The 16,882-nt window shown below is 73.0% G+C and carries 16 protein-coding genes; 14 read left to right on the top strand and 2 right to left on the bottom strand.

Translation table 11 applies throughout. The features are described from left to right. Complete coding sequence (locus ABZT87_RS26700) at positions 1 to 444, top strand: SRPBCC domain-containing protein (protein WP_355138995.1); 444 nt, start codon at positions 1 to 3, stop codon at positions 442 to 444. Between the two features lie 9 nt (positions 445 to 453). Here ABZT87_RS26700 and ABZT87_RS26705 read toward each other — a convergent pair whose 3' ends face one another. Both ABZT87_RS26705 and ABZT87_RS26710 read right to left on the bottom strand, forming a co-directional pair. Next, positions 454 to 744 carry a GNAT family N-acetyltransferase gene (locus tag ABZT87_RS26705; protein ID WP_355138997.1) on the bottom strand — a complete coding sequence of 97 codons (291 nt, stop codon included), beginning with the start codon at positions 742 to 744 and terminating at the stop codon, positions 454 to 456. Between the two features lie 97 nt (positions 745 to 841). Beyond that, the gene (locus ABZT87_RS26710) at positions 842 to 1,111 is read right to left on the bottom strand and encodes a GlsB/YeaQ/YmgE family stress response membrane protein (protein WP_355138999.1); all 270 of its coding nucleotides are present in this window, start codon (positions 1,109 to 1,111) and stop codon (positions 842 to 844) included. Positions 1,112 to 1,415: 304 nt separating this feature from the next. On the opposite strand from ABZT87_RS26710, the gene ABZT87_RS26715 reads away from it, so the two are divergent. The 13 genes from ABZT87_RS26715 (at position 1,416) to ABZT87_RS26775 (ending at position 16,875) form a co-directional block, all read left to right on the top strand. Beyond that, positions 1,416 to 2,165 carry a DUF1223 domain-containing protein gene (locus ABZT87_RS26715; RefSeq protein ID WP_355139001.1) on the top strand — a complete coding sequence of 250 codons (750 nt, stop codon included), beginning with the start codon at positions 1,416 to 1,418 and terminating at the stop codon, positions 2,163 to 2,165. An 88-nt stretch (positions 2,166 to 2,253) separates the two neighbouring features. Next, on the top strand, positions 2,254 to 2,637 hold the full coding sequence (locus tag ABZT87_RS26720) for a hypothetical protein (RefSeq protein WP_355139003.1): 384 nt from the start codon (positions 2,254 to 2,256) through the stop codon (positions 2,635 to 2,637). A gap of 188 nt (positions 2,638 to 2,825) precedes the next feature. Further along, entirely contained in the window at positions 2,826 to 5,741 is a 2,916-nt protein-coding gene (locus tag ABZT87_RS26725; RefSeq protein WP_355139005.1) for a glycosyl hydrolase, read from the top strand. Positions 5,742 to 5,827: 86 nt separating this feature from the next. Then, on the top strand, positions 5,828 to 6,778 hold the full coding sequence (locus ABZT87_RS26730) for a hypothetical protein (protein WP_355139007.1): 951 nt from the start codon (positions 5,828 to 5,830) through the stop codon (positions 6,776 to 6,778). Positions 6,779 to 7,147: 369 nt separating this feature from the next. Further along, entirely contained in the window at positions 7,148 to 8,440 is a 1,293-nt protein-coding gene (locus tag ABZT87_RS26735; RefSeq protein WP_355139009.1) for a cytochrome P450, read from the top strand. A gap of 241 nt (positions 8,441 to 8,681) precedes the next feature. Further along, positions 8,682 to 9,161, top strand: coding sequence for a helix-turn-helix transcriptional regulator (locus ABZT87_RS26740; protein ID WP_354862059.1), 480 nt, complete (start codon positions 8,682 to 8,684; stop codon positions 9,159 to 9,161). Positions 9,162 to 9,415: 254 nt separating this feature from the next. Further along, positions 9,416 to 11,794 (top strand): nitrate- and nitrite sensing domain-containing protein, encoded by a 2,379-nt coding sequence (locus ABZT87_RS26745; protein WP_355139011.1) that lies wholly within the window; start codon positions 9,416 to 9,418, stop codon positions 11,792 to 11,794. Positions 11,795 to 11,810: 16 nt separating this feature from the next. Continuing rightward, the gene (locus tag ABZT87_RS26750) at positions 11,811 to 12,215 is read left to right on the top strand and encodes a roadblock/LC7 domain-containing protein (RefSeq protein ID WP_007460021.1); all 405 of its coding nucleotides are present in this window, start codon (positions 11,811 to 11,813) and stop codon (positions 12,213 to 12,215) included. A 38-nt stretch (positions 12,216 to 12,253) separates the two neighbouring features. Further along, positions 12,254 to 13,447: an ABC transporter substrate-binding protein gene (locus tag ABZT87_RS26755; protein WP_354862127.1), complete on the top strand. Its 1,194-nt coding sequence runs from the start codon at positions 12,254 to 12,256 to the stop codon at positions 13,445 to 13,447. Then, positions 13,444 to 14,340 carry a branched-chain amino acid ABC transporter permease gene (locus ABZT87_RS26760; RefSeq protein ID WP_354862129.1) on the top strand — a complete coding sequence of 299 codons (897 nt, stop codon included), beginning with the start codon at positions 13,444 to 13,446 and terminating at the stop codon, positions 14,338 to 14,340. Before ABZT87_RS26755 ends, ABZT87_RS26760 begins: the two co-directional genes overlap by 4 nt. After that, complete coding sequence (locus tag ABZT87_RS26765) at positions 14,337 to 15,365, top strand: branched-chain amino acid ABC transporter permease (protein ID WP_355139013.1); 1,029 nt, start codon at positions 14,337 to 14,339, stop codon at positions 15,363 to 15,365. The genes ABZT87_RS26760 and ABZT87_RS26765 overlap by 4 nt, the downstream gene beginning before the upstream one ends. After that, a complete protein-coding gene (locus tag ABZT87_RS26770; protein ID WP_355139015.1) occupies positions 15,362 to 16,105 on the top strand; it encodes an ABC transporter ATP-binding protein in 744 nt (247 codons plus the stop codon). Before ABZT87_RS26765 ends, ABZT87_RS26770 begins: the two co-directional genes overlap by 4 nt. Next, positions 16,105 to 16,875, top strand: coding sequence for an ABC transporter ATP-binding protein (locus tag ABZT87_RS26775; RefSeq protein ID WP_354862134.1), 771 nt, complete (start codon positions 16,105 to 16,107; stop codon positions 16,873 to 16,875). Before ABZT87_RS26770 ends, ABZT87_RS26775 begins: the two co-directional genes overlap by 1 nt. Positions 16,876 to 16,882: the final 7 nt, after the last annotated feature.

The raw sequence follows: 16,882 nt of genomic DNA on the forward strand, positions 1-16,882 counted from the left end.
ATGGTCGACATCCTGCACCGGGTCGGCGTCGTCGCCCCGCTCGACGACGTCTACCGCGCGGTGGCCACCCCGGAGGGCCTCGCCGCCTGGTGGACGACCGACACGGTCGGCAAGAGCGAGGTCGGCGGGCAGTTGGCCTTCCGGTTCGGCGACGCCGGGGGCTTCGACATGGAGGTCCTGGAGCTGGACCCCACCGGCAACGTCCGCTGGCGGGTCACCGACGGCCCCGGGGAATGGGTCGGCACCGAGATCGACTGGCGCCTCGACCAGCGGGGCGACTACACCATCGTCCTGTTCAGCCACGAGGGCTGGCGCGAGCCGGGCGAGTTCATGCACCACTGCGGCACCAAGTGGGCGACGTTCCTGATGAGCCTCAAGGAGCTGGTGGAGACCGGGCGCGGCAGGCCGGCGCCGGACGACGTCCAGATCAGCGACTGGCACTGAGCCCGGCCGCTACTTCACCTTCCGGGTGGACCGCACCACGATGTCCTCGTACTCCGGGTGCTTGACCAGCCACTCGGCGAGGAACGGGCAGATCGGCACCACGGTGCGCCTCCTGGCCCGCGCGTCGTCCATGACCGCGCGGGCCAGGGTCGACCCGACGCCCCGGCCCTCGTACGCCGGATCGACCTCGGTGTGGGTGTAGGCGATGATGGCGCCGGTCAGCTGGTAGGTGACCACCCCGGCGACCGCGCCCGTCTCGTCGCGCGCCTCGAACCGCTCCCGCGCGGGCACGTCTGTCACGGTGAACTCCACCGAATCATCCAAGCACAGCGCCCGTGGCGACAGGTCGTCGCCACGGGCGCGTGAGGGCCGGCGGGCCCGGCGAGGGAGCGGGGCGTCAGGGGCGTCGGCGGCCCAACACGGCGGCGGTGCCGGCCACGCCGATCGCGGCGAACACCACCTGCAGGAGCAGTTCGATCCAGTCGATGCCGGCGGTCTCGTCCACGCCGAGCCCACCGGCCACGAGGGTGCCGAGGATCGCGGCGAGCACGCCGATCGCCAGGGTGAGCACGATCGAGATGTTCTGCTTGCCGGGCACCACGAGCCGCCCGAGGGCGCCGATGACCAGGCCGATGATGATCGCGGTGAAGAAGCCCTGGATTTCCACGGGGGCCGTCCCTTCGAAGATGTTGTCGTCAGCGACGCTCTGGTGCCCCGGCTCGGGCACCGTCGAAACCCGTGATCGGCGTACCGGCCAATTTGTCACGCGATTGTCATGAGCGGGCCGGTATGCCGACGCGCGGCTGGTCCCGGTCGGAAGTGGCGTCTCCGGGCGCAACGGCGGATTCGGGGTGGACAGGCACGGACGGGCACTGGACGCCCCCATCCCCCCTCGCGGCCTCGCCGACCAGGCGTTGTCGGTGCGGTAACGGGAATCGCAGAGCCGCCAGCAGGCTCTGGGAGGAGACGCCATGACCACGCCATCGCCGCATGGATCGGACCCCGCCGGTCAGCCGGAACGGCCGCCGGAGGGCGGCGGCGTCGCCGTCGTGGAACTGTTCACCTCCCAGGGCTGCAACAGCTGCCCTCCCGCCGAGGAGCTGCTGACCGCGATCGAGCACGACTCCCGGGCGCGGCGCGAGCCCGTCTTCGCCCTGGGTTTCCACGTCGACTACTGGGACGATCTGGGCTGGCCCGACCAGTTCGCGGACGCGGCGTACACGGCGCGGCAGGAGGCGTACGCCCGTGGCTTCGGCTCGGGGCGTCTCTACACCCCGCAGATGATCGTCAACGGCACCGTGGAGTTCGTCGGCTCCGACCGTGGCCGGGCGGCGAGCGCCGTCGCGTCCGCCCTGATGTCGCCCGCCGCCGCGCCCCTCACCCTGTCCGTTCCGGAGGTCGCCGACGGCGGGCAGCGGATGGTGCTGGGCTACCGCGCGCAGCGGCTGTCGCAGCCCGCCGTGGTGAACGTGGCGCTCGTGCAACGCGGCCTGCACAGCGAGATCGCCCGCGGAGAGAACGCCGGCCGCACGCTGCGGCAGGACAACGTGGTGCGCGCCTTCGCGTCGGTGCCCCTTGACGCCGAGCAGGGACAGGTGGAGCTGGTCACGCCGCCGGATCTCGACCCCGGCCAGTCCACGGTGATCGGCTACGTCCAGCGCGAGGGCGATCGGGCGGTCGTCGGCGCCACGGCCGTCGACCTGTCCGCCACGGCCGGCTGACGTCGTCGGTGGGCGGCCCGCCCGCCACCTGTCGGTCCTGGTGCGTAATCTCGGCGCATGCGGATGGCACGCGCGGTGCGGGGTCTCGGTGGCTGACGCCGACGACGTACGCCGCCTGGCCCTGGCCCTGCCCCACACGGTCGAGATCGAGAGCGAGGGCTTCGACTTCCGGGTGGCCGACAAGGGCTTCGTCTGGTCCTATCCCGAGCGCAGGCCGGGCAAGCCGCGGGTGATCCGGCGCGACATCGCGGTGCTGTTCGTCGGGGACGAGGCCGAGAAGCAGGCTCTCCTGCTCGGCGAGCCCGAGGTCTTCTTCACCACGTCTGGGTACGACGGCCTGCCGCTGGTGATGCTGCGCCTGGCGGCGGTCGACGTCGAGCGCCTGAGCGAGCTCGTGACCGACGCGTGGCGGATGCGCGCGCCGGACGCGCTGCACGCCGACCTGGACGGGCTCGGCGTGGCGGACAGCTAGCCACCGCGGCGCGGTGGGCGATCAGTTTGCGACATCAGCACGCAACCGGACTGACACATTGACGGGGATCTCCGGGGTCGATTACCGTGCCGGCTGAGAGAGCGCTCTCTCGATCGACGTTTTCCACAATTCAGACGCTACGCGCCCGGGTCGGCACGGTCCGTACCGGGACGCGCGATGGAGGCACCATGAAACCTCCCGTCCCCCACCGCCGCTGGGCCCTGGCAGCCGCCACCGCCCTGGCCCTGGTCGTCGGTGGCCTCACGATTCCCGTCACCCGTGCCGCCGAGGCCGCGCCCGTGGGCGCCGGCAGCTACACCACCACCCCCGTCGGCGCGCTCCCCACCGGCTGCGGCGCGATGTCCAGCAACCCCCGGCAGTTCGCCACCGCCAACGCTCCCGCCGGTGCCGTGCCCACCAACGACTGGTGGTCCTCGCTGCTGTGGAAGCGCACCGACTGCGCCTTCAGCGAGCCCCTGCACGCCCACCCGACCTCCTACGACACGTTCACCGACGGCCTCGGCTTCTCCGCCAACTCCACACCCGCCATCAGCGGCACGGCCACCGGCGTCGGTGAGTACCACTACCCGTACGTGCAGGACATTCGCGTCGGCGTGGCCGGACTCGCCGCGCCCCAGGTGAAGGTGGACGGCTGGACCGACTGGACGGTCAGCCCCTACTGGAGCGACGGCACCCGCACCCTGCGCGCCACCATCGGCCACGGCCTGCCGTTCGCGTACTTCCAGGCCAGCGGCGGCGACGCGGTGATCGGCACGTCCGGCACCCCCGACGTCTGGTCCACCAACGGCGCCACCATCGGCTTCCGGGTCAACGGCCACGACTACGCGGCGTACGCCCCCAGCGGCGCGACCTGGACCGTCAGCGGTGGCCGCATCTCCTCCACCCTCGCGGGTCGCGGCTACTTCTCGGTGGCCCTGCTGCCCCCGACGGCGAACGCCACCGAACGCGCCGACCTGGCCACCACCTACGGCCGGTACGCGCACGCCCACGTCACCGGCACCCGCGTCTCCTACGCCTACGACCCGTCGACCAACGGCCTGAGCACGACGTACGCGTTCACCACCACCGCCCGGGAGGGCACCGCCACGCAGACCGTGGTCAGCCTCTACCCGCACCAGTGGAAGTCGCTCGCCGGCTCGACGCCGATCACGCCGACCTACCCGTCGGCGCGCGGCCGGATGAAGGTCCTCACCGGCGTCAACCAGTTCCGGACCGCCATGGCGTTCCAGGGAGTCCTGCCCGAACTGCCGGCCGTCGGCGACGGCAGCGGCGCGGACCTGACCACGCTCACCGGTCACCTGGCCGCCGCCCGCGGCAACCCGATGGACCAGCGGGGCAACGACACGTACTGGACCGGCAAGGGGCTCGGCCGGGCCGCCCGGCTCGCCGAGGTCGCCGACCTGGTCAACGACACGGCCACCCGCGACAGCGCGCTGAACGCGATCCGCAGCACCCTCACCGACTGGTTCACCGCGTCCAGCGGCAAGACCCAGCGGCTCTTCTACTACGACGCCAACTGGGGCACCCTGATCGGCTACCCGGCGTCGTACGGCTCCGACCAGGAACTCAACGACCACCACTTCCACTACGGCTACTTCATCGCCGCCGCCGCGACACTGGCCAAGTTCGACCCGTCCTGGGCCGCGACCAGCCGCTACGGCGGCATGGTGGACCTGCTGATCCGCGACGCCAACAACTACCGCCGCGACGACACCCGTTTTCCCTACCTGCGCGACTTCGACATCTACGCCGGCCACGACTGGGCGTCCGGGCACGGCTCGTTCGGCTCCGGCAACAACCAGGAGTCGTCCTCGGAGGGGATGAACTTCGCCAACGCCCTCATCCAGTGGGGTCAGGTCACCGGCGACACCGCCGTGCGTGACGCCGGCATCTTCCTCTACACGACGCAGGCCGCCGCCATCCAGGAGTACTGGTTCGACGCGAGCGACCAGAACTTCCCCGCCGCCTTCGGGCACTCGACGGTCGGCATGGTCTGGGGCGACGGCGGCGCGTACGCCACCTGGTTCAGCGCCGACCCGGAGATGATCCAGGGCATCAACCTGCTGCCGGTCACCGGCGGGCACCTCTACCTCGGCAACAACCCGGCGTACGTGCGCACCAACTACGCCGAGCTGGTCCGCAACAACGGCGGGCCGCCAACGGTGTGGCAGGACATCCTCTGGCAGTTCCAGGCCCTCGGCGACCCCGACGCGGCCCTGGCGAACCTGCGCGCCAACCCGGGCTACACCCCCGAGGAGGGGGAGAGCCGGGCGCACACCTTCCACTGGATCCGCAACCTGGCGGCACTGGGCACCGTCGACACGACGGTCACCGCCAACCACCCGCTGAGCGCGGTCTTCTCCCGCAACGGGGCACGCACCTACGTGGCGTCGAACCCGACGGCGAACCCGATCACCGTCACGTTCTCCACCGGCACCCGGCTCACCGTGGCCGCCGGTCGGACGGCCACCACCGGGGCGTACACCTGGAGCGGCGGCAACGCCTCCGGCGGCGTACCGCCGAGCACGACCCCACCGACCACCGCGCCGCCCACCACGGCGCCGCCGACGACCGCGCCGCCGACCACCGCGCCACCGACCACGCCGCCGCCGAGCTCGGGCTCGCCCACGCGGTACCTGCTCGCCGGTGGCGGGCTGGGCGCCGCCGGCAGCGCGGGCACGACCACGGTCGCGGCCGCCAACGGAAACCACGACGGTACGCCGACCAACCCGCAGGTCTTCACGGCGACCGGCCTCAACCTCGCCTACTCCGGGGCGCAGACCACGTTCGACCTGTTCCTGGACGCCGGCACGGCCGTCGGCAACGGGGTGCAGGTGCGCGTCTCCTACGACCTGACCGGAAACGGCAGCTGGGACCGGACGGAGACCTGGCGCTACTTCGCCACCGACCCGGTCCCCGGCTACGAGCACTACACCCAGAACGCCGGCCTGGCCTCGGCCACCGGCACGTTGGGCACGTTGAGCAACGGCACGGTACGGGTGGAGGTCTGGTCCGCCATCGGCAACAACCCCACCTCGCTGGGCATCGGCAACCAGTCGGTGCTGCGCCTTCCGTACTCCTGATCCGTCCACCCGCGCTCGCCGCCGGCCGCACCTCGGCCGGCGGCGAGCCTTCGCGGCGACTGGCGACCGGGTGCGAGGCTGGCGGCATGTCGTCCGTACGCGAACCGCAGCCCTCCCCGCCGCGGGCCGGGACCGCGCGGTGGCGGCTGCGGTTGGTGGGGTGGCTCGGCCCGGCGGGTTCGGCCGTGGCCCTGAACCAGCTGGCCACCGTCCTCCCGCCGGTCGCCGTCGGCGCGGTGATCCTGGTGGTGGCGGTGGTGTACGGCCACAATCGACTCGACGAGCGCGCCCCGCTGGCCGAGGCGCTGCCCCGGATCCTGCTCTACGTCGCGGTCGCCGGTGTCGCGCTGGCCGTGACGACGCCGTCGTCGTGGGCCGGGCCGCTCACCCTGGTGGCGGTCGTGGCGATCGCCTGCTCCGCGCTGGTCGCCCGAGACCGGGCGACCGCCCTGACCTCGCTGGCGGGGATCAGCGTCTGCACCGCGGGCCTGTTCGTCGTCACCGACGCCGTCCACGTCGAGCGGGCCGGCGCCCGGTACGTCGGGGTGACCCTGGGGACCTTCGCCGTGGTGTTGGGCCTCCTCGTCCTGCACGACCGCCGGCACCTCTTCGGCGCGGACAGCCCCGGCCTCGCGCTGCTGCGGGAGGCCCGCATGTCGTGGTCCCGAGCCGGCGCGTTGGGCGTGCTCAGCGTTCCCGCCAGCGTGAGTCTGGCTCGCGAGGGATCCCTGGTGACCGCCGCCCTGGTCGCGGTGGCCGGCCTGTGCTGGCTGGGCGTGACGCTCGTCTTCGTGTTCGCCGAGCGGCGCGACGCCCTCGCCGGGGCGCTGCTGGCGCTCAGCGGGGCGGCGGTCACCGTGCTGGGCCTGCTGGCGTTCCACGCCCGGGAGTACCCGGTCGGCATGATTGCCGCCACGGCGGGCGTGGCGATGGTGGGCGGCGGAATCTCGATGCTCGAATCGACGGGCGCGCTGGGGCGCCTGGGCGGTTGGCTGGCCCACCTGACCAAGCCGGCGGCTCAGCGCGCCGATGGCTGAGGGCCCTCCCCGGGTTGTGCCTGTCGCTGGGGCGTCACCTTCGTCCCTGCGGAATCGTTGCCGGGAATGAGGATTTGCACAATCCGGCAATCCCATCGACCACCGTGGACGGCCGAGACGCGATCGTGCTTGCCGCCGAGGATGGAGCTGGCAAACACCGGGGTGCAAGGTGCAGCCGGCCAGGCCCGGAACGGTTCCGCGAGGAACAATTGTCACGCCATCAAATAGATAGCGACCAATCTTGACTTGTGCATCGAGCCGGCGCACCGTGAAGGGCGCGCGGCAGATGCGCACCATTGTCGGCCCGCCTTCGGCGACGTACGGAATGCGAGCGCCGCTGGTTTCGCGCGGTGCGTCAGGAGGCGTTCGATGCAGTTGAATCCGTTTTCCGGGGTCTATCTCACCGATCCCGCCAGCGCCTGGCGACGCATTCTCGACGATCCCGACCGGGTGCCCTACGCCGAGGATCTGGACCTGTGGCTGATCAGCCGGCACGCGGACGTCCGACACGCCCTCGCCGACGCCGCGACGTTCGGCAACGCCCTCACCCTCGCCCCGATCTACGAGGTCTGCCCGGAGGCGATGAGCGTCATCATGCAGATCGACGCGCCACCGACGACGGCCGCCGCCGACCCGCCGACGCACCCCCGCACCCGCCGCGCCCTGCGGGCCACCTTCGCCAACACCGCGGACCGGGCCGAGGCCGAGTACGGCGCGATCGTCCGTCGCCGCGTCGACGACCTGGTGTCCCGGCTCGTCGCCCGAGCGGGCCGGCGGGCGGATCTCGTCGGTGAGTTCACCACCGAACTTCCGCTGCTGGTCATCCTGGACATCCTCGGGGTGCCGGACGCCGACGTCGACCAGATCCGGCGGTGGGCGGACGGTCAGCTCGCCCTGATCTGGGGGCAGCCGGACCCGCAGGAGCAGGTACGCCTGGCCCGGGGTCTGCTGGAGTTCTGGCACTACTGCCAGGACCTGGTCCGGCAGCGGCTCGACAGTGGACACGACGGCGCCGACTTCATCAGCCGGGCGCTGGCCTACCGCGACGACGACGACGCGGTGCTGACGGTGACCGAGGTGGCGAGCCTCGCCTTCAACCTTCTGGTCGCCGGGCACGAGACGACCGCCGGCCTGCTCGCCCACGCACTCGACGAGGCCCTGTCCGACCGGCAGCGATGGCAGGCGCTCGTCGCCGACCCGCGATCCGTGCCCGACTTCGTGACCGAGACCCTCCGGTTCGCGCCCGCCATCGACGGTTGGCTGCGGGTGACGCGCCGCGACGTCACCCTGGGCGGGGTCACCATTCCGGCGGGCGCGCGCTGTCTGCTGATGATCGGGGCGGCGAACCGGGACCCCGCGGTCTTCGCCCACCCGGACCGGTTCGACCCACGCCGCCTCGACGCCGCCGACCACCTGTCGTTCGGCCACGGCCCGCATTTCTGCATCGGCGCCGCATTGGCGCGACTGGAGGCCGGCGTGACTCTCACCCGACTCGCCGCTGCCATTCCCGGCCTCCGACTGGCACCCGAGCACCGCCGGTCGTTCAAGCCCAATGTTTCATTTCGCGCGCACCACACACTCGTCGCGACAATCGATATTCTGGCGCCTGCCGACGACCCGACGGAAGCTCCGGCCACCGCCACCGAGGCACACGCCGTCTGACGACGAGGACACCGGCGGCGGTGACCTGCGGGCCGACCGACGCGGCCGGATCGGACCGACACGACACGCCCCGGCCGCGCGGCGCGTGGCCTCGCGCGCTTTTCGCGGCGATCCATCTCGGCGCATGTCTTCACACCCATCGCGTTCAGGGTTAAGAATTGCCCCCTATGAATGTTCAGCCCGCCGGCCAATCTCGATCTGACACCTGCTGCTGATTCGCGGGTGCCACGAAGGTGAGCGCATGGAGCACACGCCCCCGCCGAGCGCAGCTCACTCCGCGGCCAGCCAACAGTTCCGCTGGGAGCTGCGCAGCTGCCGGGTCCGACGGGGACTGACCCAGCGGGCCCTGGCGGACCTGGTGCGGTTCAGCCGGGAGACGGTCGCCGCGGTGGAGTCGGGCCGCCGCTTCGGCAGCCACGAGTTCGCGGTGCGCTGCGACGACGTGCTCGACACCGGCGGCCTGCTGGCCTCCCTGTGGCCGCAGGTCGCGGCCGAGCAGTTGGCGGCCGATGGCCGACGGGGCCCACGATCCCCGGAGCAGGCGCGACTCGATCCGCCCGTACCGCGCCAGCGGAGTCGGCGCGACGCGCGCGACCCGGGCGCCGTGGTGGACGCCATCGACGAGCTGCGCGAGCTGATCGGCCAGGTGCTCAGCAGCCAACCGGAAGCGGACGATCCCGGGCCGCGCCGCGCGCCCGAGCACCTCGACGACCAGCGCTGAGCGCGGGCGCCCCCGACCGACCGCCGTGCGCCACCGGCCGCTGACTCTGGGTACAGATGCTGGTACGGCCAGTTTGTACCACCGCCAGGTCTGGCCTCCGAGCGCGGGTTCCGGCGGAATGGGACTTGCATTCGGCAAGGTGCGGATAGACCGTCATCGACGAGTCGCGGGAGTCAATCTTGGCGTCGAGCACGAGGTCCCACGCGGCCCGACCCTACCCGAGGAAACGACGCGCCTGGAAGATCGCCGGCCGGATGCGCCTCATCGTGGCGGCGCCACTGGTGGCCGTGATCGGGTTCGCCGGCCTCGCGCTGACCGAGAGCGCACGCCAGACGACCCGCGCCAGCGACCTGGAGGTCGTGGCACGCCTCGGCGCCGAGGCCGGCGACCTGGCGTACCGGCTGCAACGCGAACGGGCCGCCGCCGCCGACCTGCTCACCCACCCCGACGCGGAGCAGCAGGACGCCTTCGGCGTGGAGCTGGCCGCCACCGACGCCGCCGTCGAGCGGTACCGCCGACAGCGCGACAAGGTGCCCGCCGACGCCAACGCGGCGCTCCTGCGCCGCGTCGACGCGGCGTTGGACGGCCTGCCCCCGCTGCGCACCCAGGTCCGCACGGCCGAGCACGCCTCGGTGTCCGCGATGACCTTCAGCTACCGCATCGCGATCGCCGACCTGATCACCTTCCGGGAGAACGTCTCGCACGGCGTCGTCAACGCCGGGCTCGCCGACGGGATCCGGGCCTCGGCCGCCCTGTCGAAGACCGCCGAGGCGATCGGCCAACAGCAGGTCGCCGTGCTCCGCGCCGTCGCCGCCGGCGAGTTGACCCCCGCCACCCAGCAGGACATCACCGCCGCCCGCACCAGCTACACCGAGTCCAGCCTGTCGTTCCTGGCCCTCGCCCCGACCGAGTGGAGCATCTGGTGGGAGCAGGCCGGCACCGGCAAGGAGGCGCTCGCCCTGCAACGGATGCAGGACGAGGTGTCCCGCGCCCAGCCGGGCACGCCACTGCGCCTGGAGACCTCCGACTGGGTGGCCACGACGCAGCAGCGCGCCGCCCGCCTCGCCGACCTGCGGGGGCGCGTCGACGTCGCGGTGCTCGACGACGTCCGGGCCGCCCACGCCGACCAGCGTCGCAGGGCCGTGGCCGAGGCGGTCGGCGTGCTGCTGGCGCTGCTGCTCACCGCGCTCGTGACCTGGGCCGTCGCCCGGCAGATCACCCGCCGGCTGCGACGGCTGCGCGACGCGGCCAACGCCGTCGCGTTCGAACAACTTCCCGCCGTGGTGGCCCGGTTGCAACGCCCCGACAGCGCGAGCGTCGACCCCGACGAGCTGGCCCGTCAACAGTCCACCGCGGCCCTCGAACCCTCCAGCGACGACGAGATCGGCGAGCTGGGTCAGGCGTTCAGCGCGGTGCACCAGGCCGCCGTGCGGACCGCCGCCGAACAGGCCGTGATGCGCGCCAACACCGCCGACATCTTCATCCACCTGAGCCGGCGCGAACAGCGGCTGGTCGACGCCGTCCTGGCTCAGGTCGACCGGGTCGAGCGGGACGAGACCGACCCCGACCGCCTGGACCAGCTCTACACCCTGGACAACCTGGCGACCCGGATGGGCCGCATCAACGCCAGCCTGCTCGTGCTCGGCGGCGTCGGCGTCGGCCGGGTACGCCAACACGACGTGCCGCTGCAACAGGTGCTCCAGGCGGCCCTGTCCCAGATCGAGCACTACGCGCGCATCCGGCTCGGCATGGTCGACGGCGACGTCGCCGTGGCCGCCAAGTCCGTCGACGAGGTCGTGCACCTGCTCGCCGAACTCATGGACAACGCGACCGCGTACTCGCCGCCGGGCAGCGAGACCTGGGTGAGCGGCCGCAGCCTCGGCGACCGGGTCATCATCCAGATCAGCGACGAGGGCGTCGGCCTGCCCCCACGGCGGTTGCAGCAGCTCAACGAGCTGCTGGCCCGGCCGCCCGCCATCGACGTCGCCGCCGTGCGGGCCATGGGGCTGGTCGTCGTGGGCCAGCTCGCCGCCCGCCTGGGAGCCAGCGTCCAACTGCGTCGCGGCCCCCGCCGCGGCACCCTCGCCGAGGCGACGCTGCCCGCGGCGATGATCCGGTCGTTGCCGCCGGAGGAGTTCCTGCTCGCGCCGGGCCGGCTGTCGCGGCGGGCAGCCCGCACGTCCGCACCCCCGCCGTACCGGCCGCGGTCGGAGCCGACCGCCGGGCACGCCCCCGCGGCGCGGACCCTGCCGGCGGCGCCCGTGTTCCGCCCGACGCCCAGCGCGGACCGCGGCGACGCGCCGACCGAGGAGCTGCTCATCTTCGAACAGGTCAACCACTGGTTCCACGCCGATGTCGTCGACGCCTCCGACGGCCGGCAGTGGTCCAGCCCCGCCGACGACGCCTGGCGTACCGCCGCGCAGGCGCACACGCCCGACGTGGCCGCGACCACCAACTCCGGCCTGCCCAAACGACAGCCGCAACGGCACCTGGTGCCCGGCGGCGTCACCGTGGGGCAGCAACAGCAACGCTCCGAATACCGGGACCCGGCCCAGGTCGCCAGCGCGATGGCCGCGTACGCGCGCGGAGTGGCGGCCCGCCGGCGCACCCCGATCAACCTCGGCAACTCATGACCGACAGGGAGAGCACGTGACCGACCACCAGGACCTCGGCTGGCTGCTGGACAGCTTCGCCGAGCGCGCGACCGAGGTCAGCCATGCGATCGCCATCTCCAGTGACGGCCTGATGGTGGCCGCCACCCGCGACCTGCCCCCGGACCGGGCCGACCAGCTCGCCGCGACGGGCAGCGGCCTGGTCAGCCTGCTGCGCGGCGCGGCGGCCTTCTTCGACGCCGGGGCGGTGATCTCCAACGTCACCCAGCTCGAAGGCGGCTTCATGTTCTCGATGGCCTTCAACGACGGGGCGTCGCTGCTGGTGCTCGCCGCGCCCGAGTGCGACGTGGGCAAGGTCTCCTACGAGATGACGGAGCTGGCCAACCGGATCGGCGACGCGCTGACCCCCGCGGCCCGTGCGGCGCTCGCCCGCAGCCGCTGACCCCACCGACAGACCCCTCCCCTTCCCCTGGAGACGACATGTCCCTCACCACCCCTGCGCGCAGCCGTGCCCTCGCCGCCGTGCTGCTCGCGCTCGTGCTGACCGTCAGCACAGCCTGCGCCGACGACGAGCCCGGCACGACCGGCGGCGGATCCATCAAGATCGGTCTGCTCGCCTCGCTGTCCGGGACGTACCAGTCCGTCGGCAAGGAGATCCGCGACGGCTTCGAGCTGTACCTGGACACGCACGACGGCAAGCTCGGCGGCCGGCAGGTCGACCTCGTCGTCGCCGACGAGGGCAACGGCGCCGCGACCGCCGTGCCGGCGGCGACCAAGCTGCTCAAGCAGGACCGCGTGGCCGCGCTCACCGGCATCGTCGGCGGCGGTTCGGTCGCCGGCGTCTACCCGCTGCTGCAGGAGACCAAGGTCCCCCTCGTCGGCTCCAACGGCCGACCGGAGATCAAGGACGTCACCCGGGTCTGGCACACCTCGTACCTCTCCGACGAGCCGGGCGCCGCGATCGCCCAGCACGTCCGGGACAACGTCAAGGGCTCGGTGTACGCCATCGGCCCCGACTACCAGGGCGGCTGGGACGAGCTGCGCGGCTTCACCGAGGCGTTCGCCAAGGCCGGCGGAACGCTCGCCAACCCCGACGGCAAGACCACCTTCACCCCGTTCCCGGCCACCACCAACTTCACGCCGTACTTCGCCCGCATCAAGGCCTCCGGCGCGCAGGCGGTCTACACCTTCTACGCCGGCAGCGCCGCCGTCGACTTCGTCAAGCAGTACGCGCAGTCCGAGATCAAGGACGTTCCGCTGTACGCGGCGGGTTTCCTCACCGAGGGCGGCGTGCTCAACGCGCAGGGCGAGGCGGCCCGGGACATCTTCTCGGTGCTCAACTACTCCCCCGACCTCGACAACGCCGAGAACCGGGGCTTCGTCGCGGCGTGGAAGGCCAAGCACGACGGGTCGCCGACGACGTACGCCCTGGCGTCGTACGACGCGGCGGCGGTGCTCGACCGGGCCATCGGGGCCGCCGGGAGCGACCCGACCCCGGAGGCGATCAACGCGCAGATCGGCAAACTCGGGCAGGTCGCCAGCCCGCGCGGCGCGTGGCAGTTCTCCACGGTCACGCACTCACCGGTGCAGAAGTGGTACCTGCGTCAGGTCCGCCAGGACGGCCGGGCGCTGTCCAACACCGTCGTGGGTGACCTCGCGACCATCGGCCGGTGATCACGGTGGCGGCCGGCCCGAACCGGATCGACCCGTACGTCATCCCGGCGCTGGACGGTGTCGCCTACGGGCTGCTCGTCTTCGTGGCGGCGGCGGGCCTGGTCTTCTGTTTCGGCGTCGCCAACATCCTCAACCTGGCGCACGGCATGCTCTACGCGATCGGCGGCTACACCGCCGCGGCGCTGTTCGACGGCGGCTGGGCGAGTCTGGCCCTGGCGCTGGGTGTCGGCGTGCTGGCCGCCGCCGCGACGGGGGTGCTGCTCGCCGGCCTGCTCACACCGGTCGCCACCGGCAACCATCTCACCCAGGCGCTGCTGACCTTCGGGGTGGCGCTGGCCGGCGGCAGCCTGCTCGTCGCCGGCTTCGGGCCCGACGATCCGCAGGTCCTGGTGCCCGCCGCCCTCGACGGGTCGGTGGCGGTCGCCGGGCACCGCTACGCTGCGTACCGGCTGGTGTTCATCGTGGTGGCCGCGGCGCTCGCGGCCGGGCTCTACCTGACGGTGCGGCGGACCCGGGCCGGGATGCTGGTCCGCGCCGCCGTGGACGACGCGGAGATGGTCGCCTGCCTGGGCGTGAGCCCCGCGCGGATCAGGGTGGGTGTGCTCGCCGCCGGTGGCGCGCTGGCCGGCGCGGCCGGGGTCCTGGGCGCCCCCATCATCGGTCCCGGCGCGGACACCGCCGACACGGTGCTGCTGCTCTCGCTGGTGGTCGTCGTCCTCGGCGGCCTCGGATCCATGGTGGGCACCCTGCTCGCGGCGCTGGCGATCGGGGAGATCCAGACCCTGGGCGTGGCGCTGCTGCCGTCGGCCGCCCCGTTCCTGCTGTTCGCCGCCATGGCCGCCGTACTCGCCGTGCGGGCACGGGGCCTGGCCCTGCGGTGGGCGGCGACGTGAGGGACGAGGTGATCCGCCGGGTACGCGTCGCCGTCGCGACGGTCGTCCTGGCCGGCCTGGTCGTGGCGCCGTGGGTGGTGGACGACTACACCGCGGCGATCCTCGCCCGGACGCTGGCGCTGGGCCTGGTCGGGGTGAGCGTGGCGCTGCTCACCGGTGTCGCCGGCATGCCCACCCTGGGCCAGACCGCGCCGTACGCCGCAGGCGCGTACGCCAGCGCCGTGCTCGGCAGCCAGGTCTCCGACGTCGGCGTCGTGCAGGTCACCGTGGCGGCGCTCGCCGGGGCGACGCTGGCCGCCGTGACCCTGCCGCTTGTCGTCCCGGCCCGGGGCGTCATCGTGCTGATGATCACCCTGGCCGTCGGTGAGCTCGTCGTGACCGTTCTCGGGCGTTGGCGGTCGGTGACCGGCGGCACCGACGGCCTGGCCGGCATCGATCCGATCCGTCCACTGTGGGGCCTGCCGATCCTGGCCACCGACCAGGCCCGGTATCTCTACACGCTGGTCGTCGTGGCGGCGCTCGTCGGCGCGGTGCTCCTGCTGCTGCGGACGCGGGTCGGGTTGCTGCTGCGCGCCGGCCGGGACGACGAGATGCGGCTGCGGGCCAGCGGGCACCGGGTGGGGCTGTACCTGTCCGGCGCGCACGTCGCCGCCGGGGCGATCGCCGGCGCCGCCGGCTCCCTGCTCGTCGTCGCCCAGCGGTACATCTCCCCCGCCGACTTCGGCTTCGACACCTCCGCGCTGCTCCTGCTCGGCGTCGTCATCGGCGGCACCGCCTCGGTCGGCGGCGCGCTGGTCGGGGCGGCGCTCGTCATCGCCGTACGCGACTGGTTGTTCGGGGTGCTGCCCGGTCACGCGCCGCTGGTGCTGGGCGCCCTGTTCGTGGCGACGGTCTACCTCCTGCCCACCGGCGTCACCCGGGTCCGCCGACCGCACGGCAGCCCACGACGACCGATCCCCGCGCCGGGCCACCCGGACGCGGCACCCACAGGCGACCGCGGCCCGACGTCGGAGCTGCGCGTATGAACTGCCTGCTCAGCGCCGAGAAGATCAGCGTGCGGTACGGCTCACTCGCCGCGCTCACCGACGTCGACCTGTGCGTGCACGACGGTCAGCGACACGCCCTGATCGGGCCCAACGGGGCCGGCAAGACGACCCTGCTCAACGTGCTCGGCGCCACGACGCGGCCACAGCGCGGCACGGTGCGCTTCGCCGGCCGCGACGTCGGCCGGCTCGGGCCGGCGGCACGGGCCCGCCGCGGCATCAACCGGATCCACCAACGACCCGCGGTCTTCGCGACGCTCACCGCGACCGAGAACATCGAGGTCGCCGCGCTGCCCCGAACGATCCGGCGGCGCAGGTGGTGGCCCGGTGGGACTCGGGACGCGGCCCGCCAGCGCGCCACCGGGTTGCTGGACCAGCTGGGCCTGTCCGACCTCGCGACGGTGCCGGCCGGTCACCTCGCCCACGGCCAACGTCGGCAGTTGGAGATCGCGATGGCCCTCGCCGGCCGTCCCCGCCTGCTGCTGCTCGACGAACCGGCGGCCGGGCTGTCGGCCACCGAGGTCGGCCGGCTGGCCGAGCTGCTGGCGGCGCTGCCCCGGCAGGTCGCCGTGCTGCTGGTCGAGCACCACCTCGACCTGGTGTACGCCCTCTGCGACACCGTCACCGTGCTGCGCGACGGCCGGACACTGGCCGCCGGCACACCGGACGAGATCCGTACCTCGCCGCTGGTGCGGCAGGCCTACGCCGACGGGGTGTCCTGATGCTGTACGTGGAGCGGCTCTGCGCCGGTTACGCCGGGGGAATCGTGCTGCACGAGGTGACCCTGCGGGTACCGCCGGGCAGCATCCAGGCGGTGGTGGGCCGCAACGGGGCCGGCAAGAGCACCCTCGTGCACACCATCGCCGGGCTGGTGCGCGCCTCCAGCGGCCGCATCGAGATCGGCGGCGTCCACGTGGCCGGGCGGCAACCCCACCGGGTCGCCCAGTCCGGCGTCGGTCTCGTCCCGCAGGGCCGGCGGGTCTTCTCCCGGTTGACGGTGGCCGAGCACCTCGTCCTGGCGGCGGCGCCGTGGCGGGCCGCGACACCCGGCGGCGAGGGCTGGACGGTGCCCCGGATCCTCGAACTGCTGCCCCGGCTGGCGGTCCGGCTGCGCCACCGTGGCTGCGAACTCTCCGGCGGCGAGCAGCAGATGCTGGCCATCGCCCGCGCGCTGCTCGGTCAACCACGGGTGCTGCTGCTCGACGAGCCCTGTGAGGGGCTCGCCCCCGACCTGGCCGCGCGGGTCCGCGACCTCATCGGTCACCTGGCCGCCGGCGGGTTGACGGTGCTGCTCGTCGAACAGCAGCTCCGCCACGCGCTGGAGATCGCCGACCGGGTCGCGGTGCTGGAGTACGGCCGGGTGGTCTACGACCGGCCGACCGCCGAGGCGCGCAGCGACCCGGGCCCGCTGGAGGCGATGGTCAGCATCGCCGCCACCGGGCCGCCCCCGGCCACCCGATCGACCCCTCGGCTCTGGGCCGACACCCCGTAGGTCACCC

This window comes from Micromonospora sp. NPDC005237 (assembly GCF_040607775.1).
Classification (GTDB): domain Bacteria; phylum Actinomycetota; class Actinomycetes; order Mycobacteriales; family Micromonosporaceae; genus Micromonospora.

Bases quoted from the DNA above. Each gene is read 5' to 3' on its own strand.
- ABZT87_RS26700 (WP_355138995.1), top strand. From the start codon at position 1: ATGGTCGACATCCTGCACCGGGTCGGCGTCGTCGCCCCGCTCGACGAC.
- ABZT87_RS26715 (WP_355139001.1), top strand. From the start codon at position 1,416: ATGACCACGCCATCGCCGCATGGATCGGACCCCGCCGGTCAGCCGGAA.
- ABZT87_RS26725 (WP_355139005.1), top strand. From the start codon at position 2,826: ATGAAACCTCCCGTCCCCCACCGCCGCTGGGCCCTGGCAGCCGCCACC.
- ABZT87_RS26730 (WP_355139007.1), top strand. From the start codon at position 5,828: ATGTCGTCCGTACGCGAACCGCAGCCCTCCCCGCCGCGGGCCGGGACC.
- ABZT87_RS26735 (WP_355139009.1), top strand. From the start codon at position 7,148: ATGCAGTTGAATCCGTTTTCCGGGGTCTATCTCACCGATCCCGCCAGC.
- ABZT87_RS26740 (WP_354862059.1), top strand. From the start codon at position 8,682: ATGGAGCACACGCCCCCGCCGAGCGCAGCTCACTCCGCGGCCAGCCAA.
- ABZT87_RS26745 (WP_355139011.1), top strand. From the start codon at position 9,416: ATGCGCCTCATCGTGGCGGCGCCACTGGTGGCCGTGATCGGGTTCGCC.
- ABZT87_RS26755 (WP_354862127.1), top strand. From the start codon at position 12,254: ATGTCCCTCACCACCCCTGCGCGCAGCCGTGCCCTCGCCGCCGTGCTG.
- ABZT87_RS26770 (WP_355139015.1), top strand. From the start codon at position 15,362: ATGAACTGCCTGCTCAGCGCCGAGAAGATCAGCGTGCGGTACGGCTCA.
- ABZT87_RS26775 (WP_354862134.1), top strand. From the start codon at position 16,105: ATGCTGTACGTGGAGCGGCTCTGCGCCGGTTACGCCGGGGGAATCGTG.